The 15674-nt window shown below is 56.9% G+C and carries 11 protein-coding genes; 7 read left to right on the forward strand and 4 right to left on the reverse strand.

The features are described 5' to 3' along the window. The first annotated feature begins 3 nt into the window (after nt 1–3). Both rpsO and pnp read left to right on the forward strand, forming a co-directional pair. Nucleotides 4–273 (forward strand): 30S ribosomal protein S15, encoded by a 270-nt coding sequence (rpsO, locus tag ACQCLF_RS09005; protein WP_426986418.1) that lies wholly within the window; start codon nt 4–6, stop codon nt 271–273. 223 nt (nt 274–496) lie between these two features. Next, nucleotides 497–2638: a polyribonucleotide nucleotidyltransferase gene (gene pnp, locus ACQCLF_RS09010; RefSeq protein ID WP_426986420.1), complete on the forward strand. Its 2142-nt coding sequence runs from the start codon at nt 497–499 to the stop codon at nt 2636–2638. A 136-nt stretch (nt 2639–2774) separates the two neighbouring features. Here the strand turns inward: pnp and ACQCLF_RS09015 are convergent, their stop codons facing one another. Together ACQCLF_RS09015 and ACQCLF_RS09020 are read right to left on the reverse strand one after the other, a co-directional pair. Continuing rightward, complete coding sequence (locus ACQCLF_RS09015) at nt 2775–3473, reverse strand: ChrR family anti-sigma-E factor (RefSeq protein WP_426986422.1); 699 nt, start codon at nt 3471–3473, stop codon at nt 2775–2777. Continuing rightward, nucleotides 3470–4054 (reverse strand): sigma-70 family RNA polymerase sigma factor, encoded by a 585-nt coding sequence (locus ACQCLF_RS09020; protein ID WP_426986424.1) that lies wholly within the window; start codon nt 4052–4054, stop codon nt 3470–3472. The genes ACQCLF_RS09015 and ACQCLF_RS09020 overlap by 4 nt, the downstream gene beginning before the upstream one ends. A 556-nt stretch (nt 4055–4610) precedes the next feature. On the opposite strand from ACQCLF_RS09020, the gene ACQCLF_RS09025 reads away from it, so the two are divergent. The 5 genes from ACQCLF_RS09025 (at nt 4611) to ACQCLF_RS09045 (ending at nt 10565) form a co-directional block, all read left to right on the forward strand. Further along, a complete protein-coding gene (locus ACQCLF_RS09025; protein WP_426986426.1) occupies nt 4611–6731 on the forward strand; it encodes a DUF1631 family protein in 2121 nt (706 codons plus the stop codon). A 5-nt stretch (nt 6732–6736) separates the two neighbouring features. Beyond that, nucleotides 6737–7087 carry a PilZ domain-containing protein gene (locus ACQCLF_RS09030; protein WP_426986428.1) on the forward strand — a complete coding sequence of 117 codons (351 nt, stop codon included), beginning with the start codon at nt 6737–6739 and terminating at the stop codon, nt 7085–7087. A 138-nt stretch (nt 7088–7225) separates the two neighbouring features. Continuing rightward, complete coding sequence (locus ACQCLF_RS09035) at nt 7226–9424, forward strand: alpha-glucuronidase family glycosyl hydrolase (RefSeq protein ID WP_426986430.1); 2199 nt, start codon at nt 7226–7228, stop codon at nt 9422–9424. Nucleotides 9425–9525: 101 nt separating this feature from the next. After that, nucleotides 9526–10239 (forward strand): GntR family transcriptional regulator, encoded by a 714-nt coding sequence (locus tag ACQCLF_RS09040; protein WP_426986432.1) that lies wholly within the window; start codon nt 9526–9528, stop codon nt 10237–10239. 47 nt (nt 10240–10286) lie between these two features. Next, nucleotides 10287–10565 carry a hypothetical protein gene (locus ACQCLF_RS09045; RefSeq protein ID WP_426986434.1) on the forward strand — a complete coding sequence of 93 codons (279 nt, stop codon included), beginning with the start codon at nt 10287–10289 and terminating at the stop codon, nt 10563–10565. A 4-nt stretch (nt 10566–10569) separates the two neighbouring features. Here ACQCLF_RS09045 and ACQCLF_RS09050 read toward each other — a convergent pair whose 3' ends face one another. Continuing rightward, nucleotides 10570–12405 carry a monovalent cation:proton antiporter-2 (CPA2) family protein gene (locus ACQCLF_RS09050; RefSeq protein WP_426986435.1) on the reverse strand — a complete coding sequence of 612 codons (1836 nt, stop codon included), beginning with the start codon at nt 12403–12405 and terminating at the stop codon, nt 10570–10572. A 146-nt stretch (nt 12406–12551) separates the two neighbouring features. Further along, nucleotides 12552–15389: a TonB-dependent receptor gene (locus ACQCLF_RS09055; protein WP_426986437.1), complete on the reverse strand. Its 2838-nt coding sequence runs from the start codon at nt 15387–15389 to the stop codon at nt 12552–12554. Nucleotides 15390–15674 lie beyond the last annotated feature (285 nt).

Consider the following 15674-nt stretch of genomic DNA (forward strand, 5'->3'; position numbering starts at 1 on the left):
ATTATGGCACTGAGTGCTGAAGAAAAAGCCAACGTGGTCAAAGAGTACCAACAGGCTGAAGGTGATACTGGTTCCCCCGAAGTTCAGGTAGCGTTGTTGACCGCTAACATCAACAAACTGCAGGGACACTTCTCGGATCACAAGCAGGATCACCACTCGCGTCGTGGTCTCATCCGCATGGTAAACCAGCGCCGCAAGCTGCTGGATTACCTGAAAGGAAAGAACACCAAGCGTTACGCCGACCTGATCCAGCGTCTGGGTCTTCGCCGGTAAGAGAGTTAGTGCCCGCTACGCGGGCACTCTTTATTTTGGCCCTCCGGGTTTTGAACTCCCGGGGGCCGTCACTGGCTTTCAGGCTCGAAAGGGCTGGGTAGGCGTTCGAGGCCCCAAGTATGGCAGCCCGTTGTGTGGGCGACTGTGAGCCAACCGTGGCCGGGCAGCGCAATAGTGTTGCAGGCGACGAATCCGAATATCTGAAAAAGAGAAGGATAGAAGAGTGAATCCGATTATCAAGAAATTTCAGTACGGCGGCGAAACCGTCACCCTGGAAACCGGGCGCATTGCCCGCCAGGCGACCGGCGCTGTCATGGTAACCATGGGTGAAACCTCGGTACTGTGTACCGTCGTAGGGGCTAAAGAAGCCAAGCCCGGCCAGCCTTTCTTCCCGCTGTCCGTGCACTATCAGGAGCGTGCATACGCCGCCGGTAAAATCCCCGGTGGTTTCTTCAAGCGTGAAGGTCGTCCGTCCGAGAAAGAAACGCTGACCTCCCGCCTGATCGACCGCCCGATCCGCCCACTTTTCCCCAAGGGCTTCATGAACGAAGTTCAGGTCGTGTGTACCGTTATGTCCACCTGCAAAGCGGTGGACCCGGATATCCCTGCCATGATCGGTACCTCGGCAGCGCTGGCCGTCTCGGGCATCCCGTTTGACGGACCGCTGGGTGCGGCCCGTGTGGGTTACACCGAAGAGAAAGGCTACCTGCTGAATCCGAACTACGCCGATCTGAAAACCTCCGAACTGGATATGGTCGTTGCCGGCACCAAAGACGCCGTATTGATGGTGGAATCCGAGGCGAAAGAACTGCCGGAAGATATCATGCTGGGCGCGGTGCTGTATGCGCATCAGGAAATGCAGGTCGTTGTTGAAGCCTGTGCCGAGCTGGCGCGTGACGGCGGCAAGCCCCGCTGGGAGTGGACCCCGGAAGCGGTGAATACCGAGCTGGAAACCAAGGTTAAAGCCGGTTTTGCCGATGGTATTGGCGAAGCCTACCGCATTACGGATAAAGCCGAGCGTTACGAGAAGCTGAACGCGCTGCGTGCCCAGGCGGTTGAGCAACTGGTGGATGAAGACGCCGGTATCGAAGCGGGTGACGTTGAGAAACTGTTTGGCAGCATTGAAAAGCAACTGGTGCGCTCGCGCATTATTGCTGGTGAGCCGCGCATCGATGGCCGTGACAGCACGACCGTTCGCCCGATCGCCGTCGAGGTGGGTGTTTTACCGAAAGCGCACGGTTCCACGTTGTTTACCCGCGGTGAAACCCAGGCGCTGGTGACGGCCACTCTGGGCAATGCCCGCGATTCACAGATTATTGATGCCCTGGAAGGTGAGCGCAAAGACCCCTTCATGCTGCACTACAACTTCCCGCCGTACTCGGTTGGCGAGTGTGGCCGTATGGGAGGCACTGGTCGCCGGGAAATCGGTCATGGCCGCCTTGCGCGCCGGGGTGTGGGCGCGGTTCTGCCCACCGAAGAAGAGTTTCCCTACACGCTGCGTGTGGTCAGTGAAATCACCGAATCCAATGGTTCCAGTTCCATGGCGTCCGTCTGTGGTGCCAGCCTGGCCCTGATGGATGCCGGTGTACCGCTGAAAGCGCCAGTGGCCGGTATTGCCATGGGTCTGGTAAAAGACGACGAAGGGTTTGCCGTATTGACCGACATCCTGGGTGACGAAGACCACCTGGGCGACATGGATTTCAAAGTGGCCGGTACCACCAGCGGTGTTACCGCACTGCAAATGGATATCAAGATCCAGGGCATTACCGAGCAAATCATGGAAATCGCGCTGGAGCAGGCATTGAACGCTCGTCTGCACATTCTGGGCGAGATGAACAAAGTGCTGGGTGAATCCCGTGAAGCGGTCAGCGAAAATGCCCCGCGTTTCGAGACCCTGAAGGTGCATCCGGACAAGATCCGCGACATCATCGGTAAAGGCGGCGCGACCATTCGCGGTATTACCGAAGAGACCGGTGCCTCCATTGATATCGACGACGACGGTACCGTTAAAGTGTACGCCAGCGATGGCGATGCGCTGAAAGCCGCCGTGGGCAAAATCGAAGAAATTACCGCTGAGGCGGAAATTGGCGCGATTTACGAAGGTAAGGTGGTCCGTATTGTGGACTTCGGCGCCTTCGTCAACTTCCTGCCGGGCAAAGATGGTCTGGTGCATATCTCGCAGATCGCCGATGAGCGTGTGAATGCCGTTAGTGATTACCTGCAGGAAGGCCAGATGGTCAAAGTGAAGTGTCTGGATGTGGATCAGCGCGGTCGTATCAAGCTGTCCATCAAGGAAGCCAAAGCTGAAGCGTCAAACGCTGACGAGCCGGCGCAAGCCAGTGAGCAGCCGACTGCCGAAGAGTAAGCGTTTTCGGCGTTCAGCGCCGTTAAATCGGCACCACCAAAAAGCCCGCGTGAAAACGCGGGCTTTTTGGTTTTTGGCCTTGCTTCTTAATTGGGTTAAAAGTTTCTTAATTGGGTTAACCTTCAGGCTCTGGCCTTCAGGCTTTCCAGGCCATAAAGGGATTCAGCCAACGCATCAGCGGTCCGGTGAATCGCATCGGAGCGTCCAGTACGGTCAGGCAGATGCAATCTTCGTCATCCAGCGCCGTAGGCGCGTGATGGTGACTGGGGTCGCGGGCCACGAAATCACCAGCGTTGTACTGGCCGAGATCGTCGGAGAAACCGCCACTGAGAACCACGGTTAACTCATTGCCATGATGGGTATGAACCGGCACCCTGGCGCCAGCGCGTATTCTCTGCAGTGCCACTCTCGCCGAACCCTGGTCCACGAGGTGATCCAAGTCATACTTGGCAATTTCCCGTGTCTGGCGCTGCCAGGCCAGATTCTCCAGTGGCGCGGGCAGATAGCGCGCCAGTGGATTGCTGAAACCCTTGCGTGCGGGGAGTGTCTCGGGAGCACGCTGATCGGACTGAAGTCGAGCCATTAACGCGTCGAACTCCTGATCGAGCTCCCGGCAATGGGAGTCTTCCTGTTCAGGAATCTGGTCGTCATTGGCCACGCTGGCGGGGCCGGTCGTGGACAACAGGGCGCCACCCAAGGCGTTGAGTCTCAGCAAATGCTGCTGACAGTGAGCGCAGAAACTGATATGGACAGACACCGCCAGTGCTTGAGCAACTCCCAAGCTGCCAGCGGCGTACTCCAGCAGTGTGAGATCATCGGGATGATGTGTACTCATAAGTCGGTTGCCTCTAACATTACTCTCAATTTCTTCATGGAAAGCCGTAAACGCCCTTTCAGGGTGCCCAGCGGGACGTTCAGCTCCTCTGCGACCTCCTGGTGGGTTTTTCCTTCGTAATACACCTTGCGCACAGCGATCATCTGCTCTTCGGGCAGCTCGAGGATGGACTCGCGCATGCGCTTTTCGGTCGAAATCGCCTGGATGGAATGCACTGTCGTGTCATTCTCGGTCGGAATCTGCCACAGCTCTTCCGTATCCACGGCCATTTCCGCCTGAGTACGTCCTTTTTTACGCAGTAGATCAATGCGCTGGTTACGGGTAATGGTAAAAATCCAGGTGGATGCTGATGCCAGGGCATCCTGGTACTTGCCGGCATTGCGCCACACGCTGGTCATGACCTCCTGGACCAGCTCTTCGGCGTGCTGGTGCATGCCCTGATTGATGGCGTAGGCTTTGATACGGGGAGCAAAGTGATCGTACACCTTGCGGAAAGCGGCAGTGTCACCGTCGTTGGCGACCTTCGCCAGCAGCTCGCCCCAGTTTGGGCCACTCCCGTTGTTGGTATTGTTGCCTCTCATGGGATTGGCTGCCTTAGTCCTCAACATTACAGTGCCTCGCTCGTCCTCAGGAATTATCGGATTCGGGCCGGGGCTCCGCCTGTTGGGCGAAACATCGGGCTAACCGAGAGATACGGGCACTTGGTGAATTTAGATCATCGGTATGGTTAACCGAGGCGACACTTGAGCGTTGGCGGCTTATTGATCCAGATACGATGTCGCAGCGTATGAATACACAGGTGTCGGCCGAGTATAGGCGTTTTGAACGGGTATGTCCTGCCTCGTTTGGTCGACCGGCTATGTAATCCCTGCCTCCAGCGAGCAGCTATTGCAGCCCGGCCTCCCGCCGGGCTTTTTTTACCTCCTGTCCGAAGCCTCCTATTAAACGTGTGACAAACGTGTGGTGACTGTGGCACATTGCAAGAGACTGTGCCAAGCCGCTTCTTTTGCGCCCGAATAATACGCTTTAAAGTTGAATTTGACGTCTGATGGCGGGGCATTCAGCGTGATCGTCCCCAGCCTGTTGTAGCGCACGACATGATGAGAAGCGGTCACGGGAATGACCATTGGAGCGAAGATGAACGATTCCCGATCCAAGGGCTCAAGTGAGCCGCTTGCCTTTTCCACACCCGGCGCCTCTCAGGCAGCCCATTGTCTTAAACATGCTTACAATTTAACGGAGAACTTCCTCAGCAAACACTGGCCTGCCTGCTGGAAAGAGTGGTGTGATCAGTTGAGTCTCGATGCAGAGCGCGCCCGGAGTGTTGAGGAAACCACTCTATGGCTGAACAGTCGAGCGACTCTTGAGACGGCGCACGATGTTGGGAAACTCGCCTTTTATCGCCAAATCGAAGAAGGGTTCACAGCGCTGCTTTCTGCTTCCGGTCATGTGCCGTTTGCTACAGAGGACGATGGGAACGCTGCCCCAGAACGCCTGACTCAGACGGCGCTGATTCGACGCGCTGAGCGGCGGCTGGCCGAGCCGCTGTGGCAGCTTCAACACCGCCTGGCGCTGCTGAGCGGCGGACAAGTCAACGATGAAAGCAACCCGCTAAGCCCGGCTTATTGGTGTGACGCTCTCAGTCGGGTGTTTCGCATGATCGAGTTGCCGATGGCCGCGAGAGAGCGGGGTTACCAAGCCTTTGAAAACGGCGTGCTCGTTGCTCTCGGAGACTTATACGACGCCATTAATCGTTATTTTATCGGCCAGGGCGTACTGCCGAACCTGGGATTTTCGGCGGAGGATTGTGCATCCTCCGCCGAAAGCCCTCAGGGTGTGGGCGTGCTGTGGGAAGCTCGTTATCAAAAGGGCCTTTATCACTCCATTCGATTGCTGAGACATCACTCAAGGGAGACGTCTTCGCACGGGGTATCGTCCGGTGGCGAATCGGCGGCGCGGCTGGCCGCGGGTTTGTTGCCTTTGCAGCGGGAGAGGCAGAAGCACTTTGATGCATTGAGCGCCGCGGATGCCGGTGAGCTTCCCCGTGTGTATCTGACGGTGGAGAGTCTGCTGTGGAGTGAGGACGCTCTGGAGACGGTGTATCTGACAGGGCAGGTTTTCGACTATCTGCAACACGATCTTACCCTGCCACTGTCCGTCAGGGTCACACTCACCTATCTGCACCTCCCGTTTCTCAGGTTGGCATTATTGGACGAGACGTTTTTTCGTGAGCCCGGGCATCCGGCGCGACAGCTGCTCAATGAATTGGTAGACGTGGGAGCTCGCTGGGTGGATGAGCGGGAGCACCCATTGAATGATAGTCAACAGGGGCTGCGACAGGTTACGTCCCGCCTCTTAAAAGTGTTCGACGAGCAGGCTCAGTGCTTCTCCGATTTGCTCACGGATTTTCGCTCACACACCGGAAATTTCACGCACCGGCAGGAACGAGTGGAACGGCGCGCGCTCGAAAAGATAAGAGGACAGGAACGGTGGCGTGACGCCAGGCAACGGGTGAACAGTGAAGTGCGGCGTTACACCGGGAAGCCAGGACTACCTTCAGCGATACTGTTGCTCTTGTCCCAGCCGTGGTCGGAGTACATGGCGTTTGTGTTGATGCGCCACGGTGTTGGATCGGCGGAGTGGCTGGCGTGTCGGCATACCACAGATCAGTTGTTGTGGACGCTGGAGCCCAAGTGCTCAGACGCCGAGCGGGAGTCGCAAGAGGCCGTAGAGGAAGAGCTGCTCAAGGCGATACAAGCCGGTCTCAACGCGATCGGTTATGACCCTTCGAAAAGCCGCAAGTTGTTGGAGGCCGTGCGCAACCTTCAGGTCACCGCCCGGGCGGGACGTCAACCCGAGGCGGCGCCGGCCGCCATGCGAGCAAAGCTGGCCGCGCTGGTTACCGGGAACGATGACCAGGCTCAAGCCCTTCCCAAAGCCAGCAACGAGGAAGAGCAGGCCTGGCTGGACCGGCTCCAGCGTCTGGAACCGGGCACCTGGATGCAGCACCAGAGTGGGCGTCGCAAGAAGGTGGTCTGGTATGATCGCCGGACCTTGCATTTCATGCTGGTAGACCAGCTGGGAAACAAAGTCGTCATGAGGGCCGGCTTGTCTCTGGCGGCGGACCTCGCCGCTGGGCGGCTGCACATTCTAGAGGGCAGCGCGCGCCCCTTCTTCGGACGCGCTCTGGAACACATCTATCGCCAGCTCAGTGGTGCCGCTGGCGTCCATTCCGGTGCAAATGAGCCCCAGAGGTGAGCCGCATGGTTACTCAGCAGCGTCATTGGTCGCGTCATACCGTGGGAGAAGTCGTAGAGGTGTACGACAACCTGAATGACACCTACCTGGGGCAGTTGGTGAATATCAACACCCGCGGACTGATGATTATCGGTGACAGACCGTTGAAGGATGACAAACTCTACAAGCTGGATGTGCATTTGCCGGTCGCCATTCATGGCCGAACCAGCATTCACCTGGGCGTTGACTGCTTGTGGACTCGAAACGCTGACCGCAACGGCAAGCACTGGACCGGTTTCAATATTATCGATGCGTCGCCGCAGGCCGAGGAGGATATCGAAGTATTGATCGAGCGCCTGGGCTCCACCGCCGGATAACCGGCACCATCGTATTCAAGGGGTTTGGTTTGTTTGTTAATCTTGTATACTAGTAGACTTCCATAAGAGTAAGAATGACTATATCATGGCGGGCCATTCAATAACCCATAACACCTGACCGATAAGTAGGTTACCTTTATGAAGACACTCCTGGCGATAGGTTTGGTTCTGGCGTGCTCACTAGGCAGCGTTGTCACTCAAGCGGAAGACGGCTACGACATGTGGCTGCGTTACCACCTCATTGAAAACCGCGACCTGCGCAACGACTATCAGCGCCAGCTTCGTACCCTGGTGGCGCCCGCCGATGCCGGCGTTATTCACGCTGCCGCCGAAGAACTGGAGCGGGGCATCAGCGGTTTGTTGGGCGAACCGCTGGAGCGCGCAGAGCGCCCGGCGCGGCGCGGCTCGCTGGTCATTGGCACACCGGGTACGTCCGAACTGATTGCCGAGCTGGGATGGGAAGATCGCCTGGCGAAACAGGGGCCAGAAGGGTTCCTGATCGAAACCGCCAAAGTGGGTGGCAGAAGTGCCCTGGTGATTGCCTCCGAGGGCGAGAGCGGTGTGCTATACGGCGCGTTTCATTTGCTGCGCCTGATGCAGACCCAAGAGAGCCTGAAAGACATATCGGTGGCCGAAGCGCCCAAGGTGCAGCACCGGGTTGTCAATCACTGGGATAACCTGAACCGGCTGGTCGAACGCGGTTACGCCGGTTTGTCCCTGTGGGACTGGGGTACGCTGCCGCAATACGCTGAAAACCCTCGTTATAAGGACTACGCCCGCATCAACGCCTCGCTCGGTATCAATGGCACCGTGCTGAATAACGTCAATGCCGATCCGCGTATCCTCTCCGATCAGTTCCTGGAAAAGGTGGCGGCGCTGGCCGGTGTCTTTCGTCAGTACGGCATCAAAACCTATATCTCCATCAACTATGACTCACCGCGCGCGTTCGGCGATCTGGACACCTCCGACCCGTTGGATCCGCGCGTACAGCAGTGGTGGAAGGACAAAGTCTCCCAGGTGTACGAGCACATTCCCGACCTCGGTGGCTTCCTGGTCAAGGCGGACTCCGAAGGGCAGCCGGGCCCACAGGGGTACGGTCGCAACCACGCCGATGGCGCCAATATTCTGGCCGACGCCTTGAAACCCTACGGCGGTGTGGTGTTCTGGCGGGCGTTTGTGTACTCCCCGGAACAGGGCGATCGCTTCCGTGAAGCCTACGATGAATTCATGCCACTGGACGGAAAATTCCGCGATAACGTGATTCTCCAGATTAAAAACGGTCCCATTGACTTCCAGCCGCGTGAGCCCGCCTCGCCGTTATTCGGTGCGCTGGAGGAAACCAACATCATGCTCGAACTGCAAGTGACCCAGGAATACTTCGGCTTCTCCTACCATCTGGCGTACCAGGGCCCCCTGTTTGAAGAGATTCTGGATACCGACACCTACGCTAAAGGCGAAGGCAGTACGGTCGGGAAAATTCTCGGCGGAGAGGTGTTTGACTACCAGCAAACCGGCATGGCCGCAGTGATCAACCCGGGAACGGATCGCAACTGGACCGGACACCCCTTTGTGCAGTCGAGCTGGTATGCCTTTGGCCGTATGGCCTGGGACTACGAGCTCCGTTCAGAGGCGATTGCGGACGAGTGGATGCGCATGACCTTCAGCAATGATCCGTCGTTTCTCGATCCGATTGGCGAGGTAATGGCTATGTCGCGCGAAGCAGGTGTTAATTACCGGAATCCTCTCGGGCTGACGCACCTTTATGCACAGGGTCATCATTACGGGCCCGCGCCCTGGCATGATACCTCGGGTCGCGCGGACTGGACGGCCACTTATTACCACCGGGCTGAAAAAGACGGTATTGGTTTTGATCGAACCAAAACGGGCTCCAATGCCATTGAGCAGTACCACCGTCCGGTGGCCGAACGGTTCGGGGATTTGAACAGAATCGATGAAGACTACCTGCTGTGGTTTCACCATGTCGGTTGGGATCACCAGCTGCAATCGGGTCGAACCGTTTGGAACGAGCTGGTTCACAAATACGATGAAGGCGTCGAGCAAGTGCGGGCAATGCAGGATCGCTGGGCCAGCGTGGAAGCGCTGGTGGACAACGAACGCTATCAGCACGTGAAGGCGCTGCTGGAAATTCAGTTGCGCGATGCCATTCGGTGGCGCGACTCCAGTGTGGCCTACTTTCAAAGTGTGAATGGACTCCCGCTGCCAGAAGGTTCTCCCAAGCCCGAACACAGCCTGGAGCACTATAAACAGCTCGAAAACACCTTTTACGTGCCCGACCCCTGGCACCCCAAAGGCGATGACCACCGCGTGGACTACTGATCCACGGCCGATAAGCCTGTTTAACAGGGTCCTGCCCCTATTTCAGGACCCTGTTTTACTGAGGTATACTGTGCCAACACTCAACCTGGGAATAGAAGACCGTGGCTATACCCGCCGAGCATAATCCTCCTTCGCGCAAACGCCGAATTGCCGGCGACCGCTCTGTGTCTGCCCAGATTTTTGAGTTCATTCGCGATGCCATTGTCGGCATGGAATTCCAGCCCGGGCAGATGATTCCCGAGACCGCTCTGGCCGAACAGTTCGGCGTCAGTCGCACCCCGGTCCGCGAGGCGTTGATAAAGCTGTCCAATATCGGCTTTGTGGACGTCCTGCCGCAGCGGGGCACCTATGTGTCCCGCTTCAGCATGGAAAAAATTCTGGAGGCCCGCTTCATTCGGGAAGCGCTTGAGCTGGCGGTAATTTCCAGCGTCGCCGAGCAAGCCGATGACGCCTTGATTCAGGCGTGCGAACACATCCTGCATGAGCAACAACTCGCCGCCGATAATGACAACGCTCTCGCGTTTCAAAAGCTTGACGATCACTTCCATCAAACGCTGGCCAGCCGCACGCAATACCCGCGCGTGGCGCAATTGATTGAGTCGGAAAAGGCGCATATGGATCGGGTGCGCAATTTGAGTTTGCATATCAGCGGTCAGTATCGTCATGTGCTGGAGCAGCACCGCGCGATTCTGGAGGCGGTCAAATCACACGACCCGGTAGCGGCCCGTCAGGCGATGTCGGTGCATATGCAGGATGTCTACAAAGTGCTGACACTGATTCCGCAGGAGCACCCGGAATATTTCACGGACGAGTAGCGTCGCTGCGATGGGTCCACACCAAAAGAAACAGGTAGTTCGAAATCATGAAAGCGGCACTGAAAAAATTCTTCGCCCCCATTCTAAACCTGTTTGAAGGCGGCGATGGGGAGTACCAGTATAAACCCTCGCACCGGACGATTCTCTGGGTGGTGGGAGGCCTGTTTCTGACACTGTCTCTGGTGTCTACCACGATTGCTATACTCGTGGGCTACTACGAAGCCATTATCCCGTTGATGGCCTTCCTGCTGGTGGGCGCGATCTGCCTGATCGTGGGTGCCCTGGGCAGTGATCGCGCCGTCGCCAGAATCTGGGGCAGCAAGTAACCGGCTATGACGCCGGATCGGTCGTGCGGACAGTCTCGTTCGGTGTTTTCTGTTGACGGTCCTCTTCCAGCACTTGCCGCAGGTTTTCCAGATTTTGGTACACCGCTTTTCCGTACCGTTCGTCGTCACCCCAGATAGGCGCTAGTTCCTCAAAGGTACGTTCGTCATGCTCCGCGAAACGCCGGGCGTGTGCTGTGGCCTGTTCGGGTGTCTGGCCCAGCGCGGTCAGCGCGTCTTCTCCCAGTTTGAGCGCCGAGTGAAAGGTCTCCCGGCGGATGGTTTGTATGCCGCGCTCACGCAAATGGTATGCGTGGTTGCGATCCACGGCCCGGGCGATGATCTTCAGGTCGGGAAAGTGCTTGCGCGCGGTGTCTACAATACTTAACGAGCGATTCACATCGTCTACCGCGACCACCAATAACGCCGCGTCCGCTGCGCCCGCTTGCTCTAACAGCGTGCGCCGGGACGCATCGCCATAGAATACCTTACTGCCAAAACGCCGAAGCAAATCGACCTGCCCCGGGTTATTGTCGAGAATCGTCATGGGAATGTTGTCGCTGTTCATCATACGCCCAACGATCTGCCCAAAGCGGCCGTACCCGGCAATGATCACGCCTTTGGAGGGTGTGGGCGTGTCGTAATGGGGCTTGTTGACAGGCTTGTGGAAGGGCAGATGCTCAAACGCCATAAACAGCAGGGCCGTGCCCACCATGGTGACCGCGACGACCAGATTCAGCAGCTCCGCATCCCCCTGGCTGAGCACACCGGCGGTCAGTCCAGCGGCGGAAATCACAAAAGCAAACTCACCCCCTTGGGAGAGCGAAATACCGAATAGAATTTTTTCGGACCGCCCAAATTGAAACAGACTGCCAATCCCGTACAGTACGACAAACTTCAATGCCATCAACCCGGTGGCCGCGCCCAGAACCACCAGGGGATGTTCTTTGAGTAGCGGGTAATCGATGCTGGCGCCCACGCTCAGGAAAAACAAACCCATCAGCAGTCCCTTAAAAGGATTGAGGTCCGCTTCGATTTCGTGGCGAAACTCGCTTTCGGCCAGCACCACACCGGCAATAAACGCACCCAGCGCCGGAGAAAGGCCAATCGCCGTCATCGCCAGCGTCACTCCGACCACGATGAGCAGGACAAAGCCGGTGAACAATTCGGGTTGACGCGCTCCGGCGATCAGCCGGAAAACGGGCCGCAGCCCGTACCGTGCGACCAGAACCAGCCCTACAATGCCCAGCACCGTGACGATGGCTTGCAGATACTCCGGCAACGCGCCGAGCAGACTTCCCTGGTCGGTGGCCTCGGCATGGCCTCCGCTGGCGGAGGCCAGCAACGGAATCAGTGCCAGAATGGGGATGACGGCAATATCCTGAAACAGCAGGACGGAAAAACTGTGCTGGCCCACACTGGAATTCAGCAGCCCACGCTCCTCCAGCGTTTGCAGCACAATAGCGGTGGATGACAGGGCAAGCGTCATACCGACCAGGAGGGCTGTCGCCATCGGCACGCCGAATAACCACACGGCACCGCTGACCACGAAGGCGGATAACACCACCTGCGCACCGCCCATTCCCAGAATCGCACGGCGCAGGCTCCACAATCGTTGGGGGCGCAATTCCAGCCCGATCAGGAACAACATGATCACCACGCCAAACTCGGCAAAATTCAGTACGGATTCAGGATGGCTGACAAAATTCAGCACGTGAGGACCGAGCAGGCTGCCGGCGATCAGGTAACCGAGAACCGAGCCAAAGCCCAGACGTTTGGAGAGTGTGACCACAATCACCGCCGCGCAAAGGTAGACGGCGGCATCCGTCAGAAAATGTTGCATGGAGTGCCCTTGTCGGTATTTCAGAGACAGGGGTTGAGTTTAGCGGTAACCGAGGGTGTGTGGAACGGCTGATCAAAAAAAGCCCTCCGATAAAGGAGGGCCGAAAGGAGGTCGACAGGAGAGTGTAAAAAGAAAAACATGACCCGCTAGAAATCCAGTCGCACGCCCGCTTCGATGGTGGGGCCGTATTCTTCATATTGGGAATTGAACGAGGGGTTGCCCCAATAAGCGTACAGAGGTTCATCGTTCAGGTTCACCAGGTTCAGATAAACCTGCGCCATATCGTTGATCTTGTATTTGCTGGTCACATCGATCTGGATGTGGTCGTCCTGATAGCGATCAAACATCGGGTCAGACGCGTCGTCGGTTTCTTCGAAGAATTCACTGCGGTAGGCCGCAGCGATGCGCAGGGTAAAACCGTGCTTTTCATAGCCCAGGGCGAAGCTGGCGATATGGTCGGACTGTCCCGGCAATGGAATGCCTCCGTCGCGTTCCGGCATATCAGACTCGCTATCGGTAAACGTGTAGCTGGTATCCACCAGAAAGCCATCCCAGGGCGCAGGCAGGAAGTCGAACTGACGGATATAAGCCAGCTCAATACCGTACAGTTCTGCGTCACCGCCGTTCACCACCTGACTGACTTCATCAAACGCCTCGTAAGGTGGCTCGCCAGCCACGTTGGCGCTCAGGAAGTAGTTGCTGATGTCCTTGTAGAAAAAGCCGGCTGACAGCATGCTGACACCGGTGGGATAGTATTCCCAGCGTAGATCGAAGTTAGTGGACTCCAGCGGCTCCAGGTCCGGATTACCCTTCTCGGCGACGCGCTCAAGGTCGGCACCGGAGCCTTCGACCTCAATAATCTGCCAGGGACCGGCGGCCTCGAAACCCGGACGGGCAATGGTTTTGCTCAGCGCGCCACGAACCGACATGTTCTCCTGGAGCTGGTAGTTCAGGTGCAAGCTCGGCAGCACGTGGCTATAGCTTTTGCTGTCGGAAAAGGGGTTCAGTTGCGGTTCGCCATCGTTGATGTTTTCATCAATGGTCACCTGGGTGCCGGCGGCTGCATAGTCGGTATCTTCGACGCGAACACCGCCCACCACCGTCAGGCGTTCGAACTCGGCGTTGGCCATCAGGTAAGCCGCATTGATGTCCTCCTCAATATCGTAATCTTCCGCCGTACTATTGATCAGGCTGTCCGTCTCGTTTCGTTCAAAGTTGTTGCGGTTGCCGTAAAAGAACTCGCGGTAATTATTGCGGTCGACGGCGGGGCCAAAGTCACCGCGCGGTGGATAGTCCACGGGAGAATCCTGGGCGAAATCGGCGATGGTATAAGTGCCGCCGAAGTCTTCGTAAATACTAATGTCGATATTATTTTCTTTCTCACGCTGGCGGCTTTTAAAGCCGAACTTAATAAAGCCCGGCACGTCGCCGAACATCACGTGGCGTTTCGCGTTAAAGGCCAGCGCAAGTTCGCGTTCTTCGTTGAACACCGTTTCGCCTTCAGCGGACTGGAGAACGAAATCGCTGGCGTTGGATCCCTGCTCACCGATGACGTACAAAAGGGGTTGTTGCGCGTCTCCGGATTTGTCGTAACCCATGGCGACGCCTTCGGCGAGGGACTCACCGGTAATTTCCAGGTTGCCCGACTCGCCCGCTACGGCATAGCCCAGGCTGTAATCAAACGTCCAGTTATCAAACGAGTTTTCACCGCCAATGCTATAACTTTCGATTTCGACGATTTTGTTGCTGTCAGAGTGCGCCTTTTCGTACTCGGCACCGGAAAACTCACCGCGGTTCTCGGTCAAGCTGTCGATGTCGCCGTCTTCAAATTTAAAGATATTCTCTTCTTTGGTCTCGGCGTCGTCGAATTCGCTGAACATGGTGCGCAGGTAATACTCTGAGGTGTCGCTCGGACGGTAATCAAAGTTCAGGGCGACACTGGTTCTCTTCCGGGTCAGTACGTAGTCCCGCTGCTCGCCTTCAAGCATGGCGTTGACGTCGTTGCCGTCCGGGGTTTCAGTCATCTCCCAAGGGGCAGCTTCAATACCGTCAGAAACGGTATCTCGGTCAAATTGGCTTACGGCAAAGGCGATGCCGAAATTGTCCTCTCCGCCGCCGATGCTGAACAGGTCCGTATAGGAAGCGGAAATGTCCGGGCTGGTTTCTTCATTGGTCGTGTTGTAGCTGCCGCCGACTGTAATGCTGCCGCTGCGTCCACCCAAGTCAAACGCCGTCAGTGTTTTGACTTCAATATTACCGCCTACGGCGTCGCCATCCATATCCGGGGTAATGGCTTTGGTAATTTCTACAGACTCCACGAGATCCGATGAAATAGCATCCAGGTTCACCGCCCGGCTGCCGGCTTCTGGTCCGGGAATGCGCATACCGTTAATGGTCGTCGAGTTGAAGCTGGGATCAATCCCGCGAATCACCACAAAGCGGCCTTCCCCCTGATCCCGTTGTACCGAAATGCCGGGCGCGCGCTGCAACGCTTCTGCTACGTTCTGATCCGGAAAGTTACCCACGGAGTCGGACGATAGAACGTCAATGACTGAAATAGCGTTGCGGCGGCGGTTGATGGCGGCGGCCTGGCCGGCGGCCTGGCTATCAATCAACAACCCCTGCAATTGATTGGCGTTTTCCTGGTCGCTGCCGCCACCGATTCGAATATTAACCTTCGCGGTTTGTCCGGCCACCACGGTGACGGCAACACGCTCGGGCATGGCGCCCGCGTAGGCCGCTACCAGTTCGTACTCACCTTCCGGAACATTGTTAAACCGAAAGCTACCGTCTCGACCGGTCACCTCGCGGCGCCGCTCGCCCTCAATGCGGACTTCAGCATCAGGAAACGTATATTCGCCGGTCGCATCGGTGACGTCGCCACTGATAACGCCGGTCGTTTGTGCCTGGACGTTGGCCCAGAACAGGATGGTAAACATGCCGGTGAGCATGGTTACCATAGATCGAGATAATCGTTTAGGCATTGCGTGATCCCCTAGAGAAATTATAAGAACCCGGCTGGTCGTCCTGATCGGTGGGCATGTGCATGTGATTTTGTTGACAAAGGCATAGCGTCGCGAGCGACACGCTAGTGTGTACAGATGACAGTGGCGCAACAGAAATATGAACAGACGATTAAGCTTTAGTGACAAAAAGGCGGGTGAGTTGTCATTTTAAGTTCATCGTTATGTCATGGGGATGTCATACCCCGGTCGCATACTTCGCGCACATTGAATATTTCTCACAAAGGACGCAGAGCGGCATGATCA

Origin of the sequence: Marinimicrobium sp. ARAG 43.8, assembly GCF_050113635.1 — a bacterium.
In the GTDB taxonomy this organism is placed as follows: Bacteria; Pseudomonadota; Gammaproteobacteria; order Pseudomonadales; family Cellvibrionaceae; genus Marinimicrobium.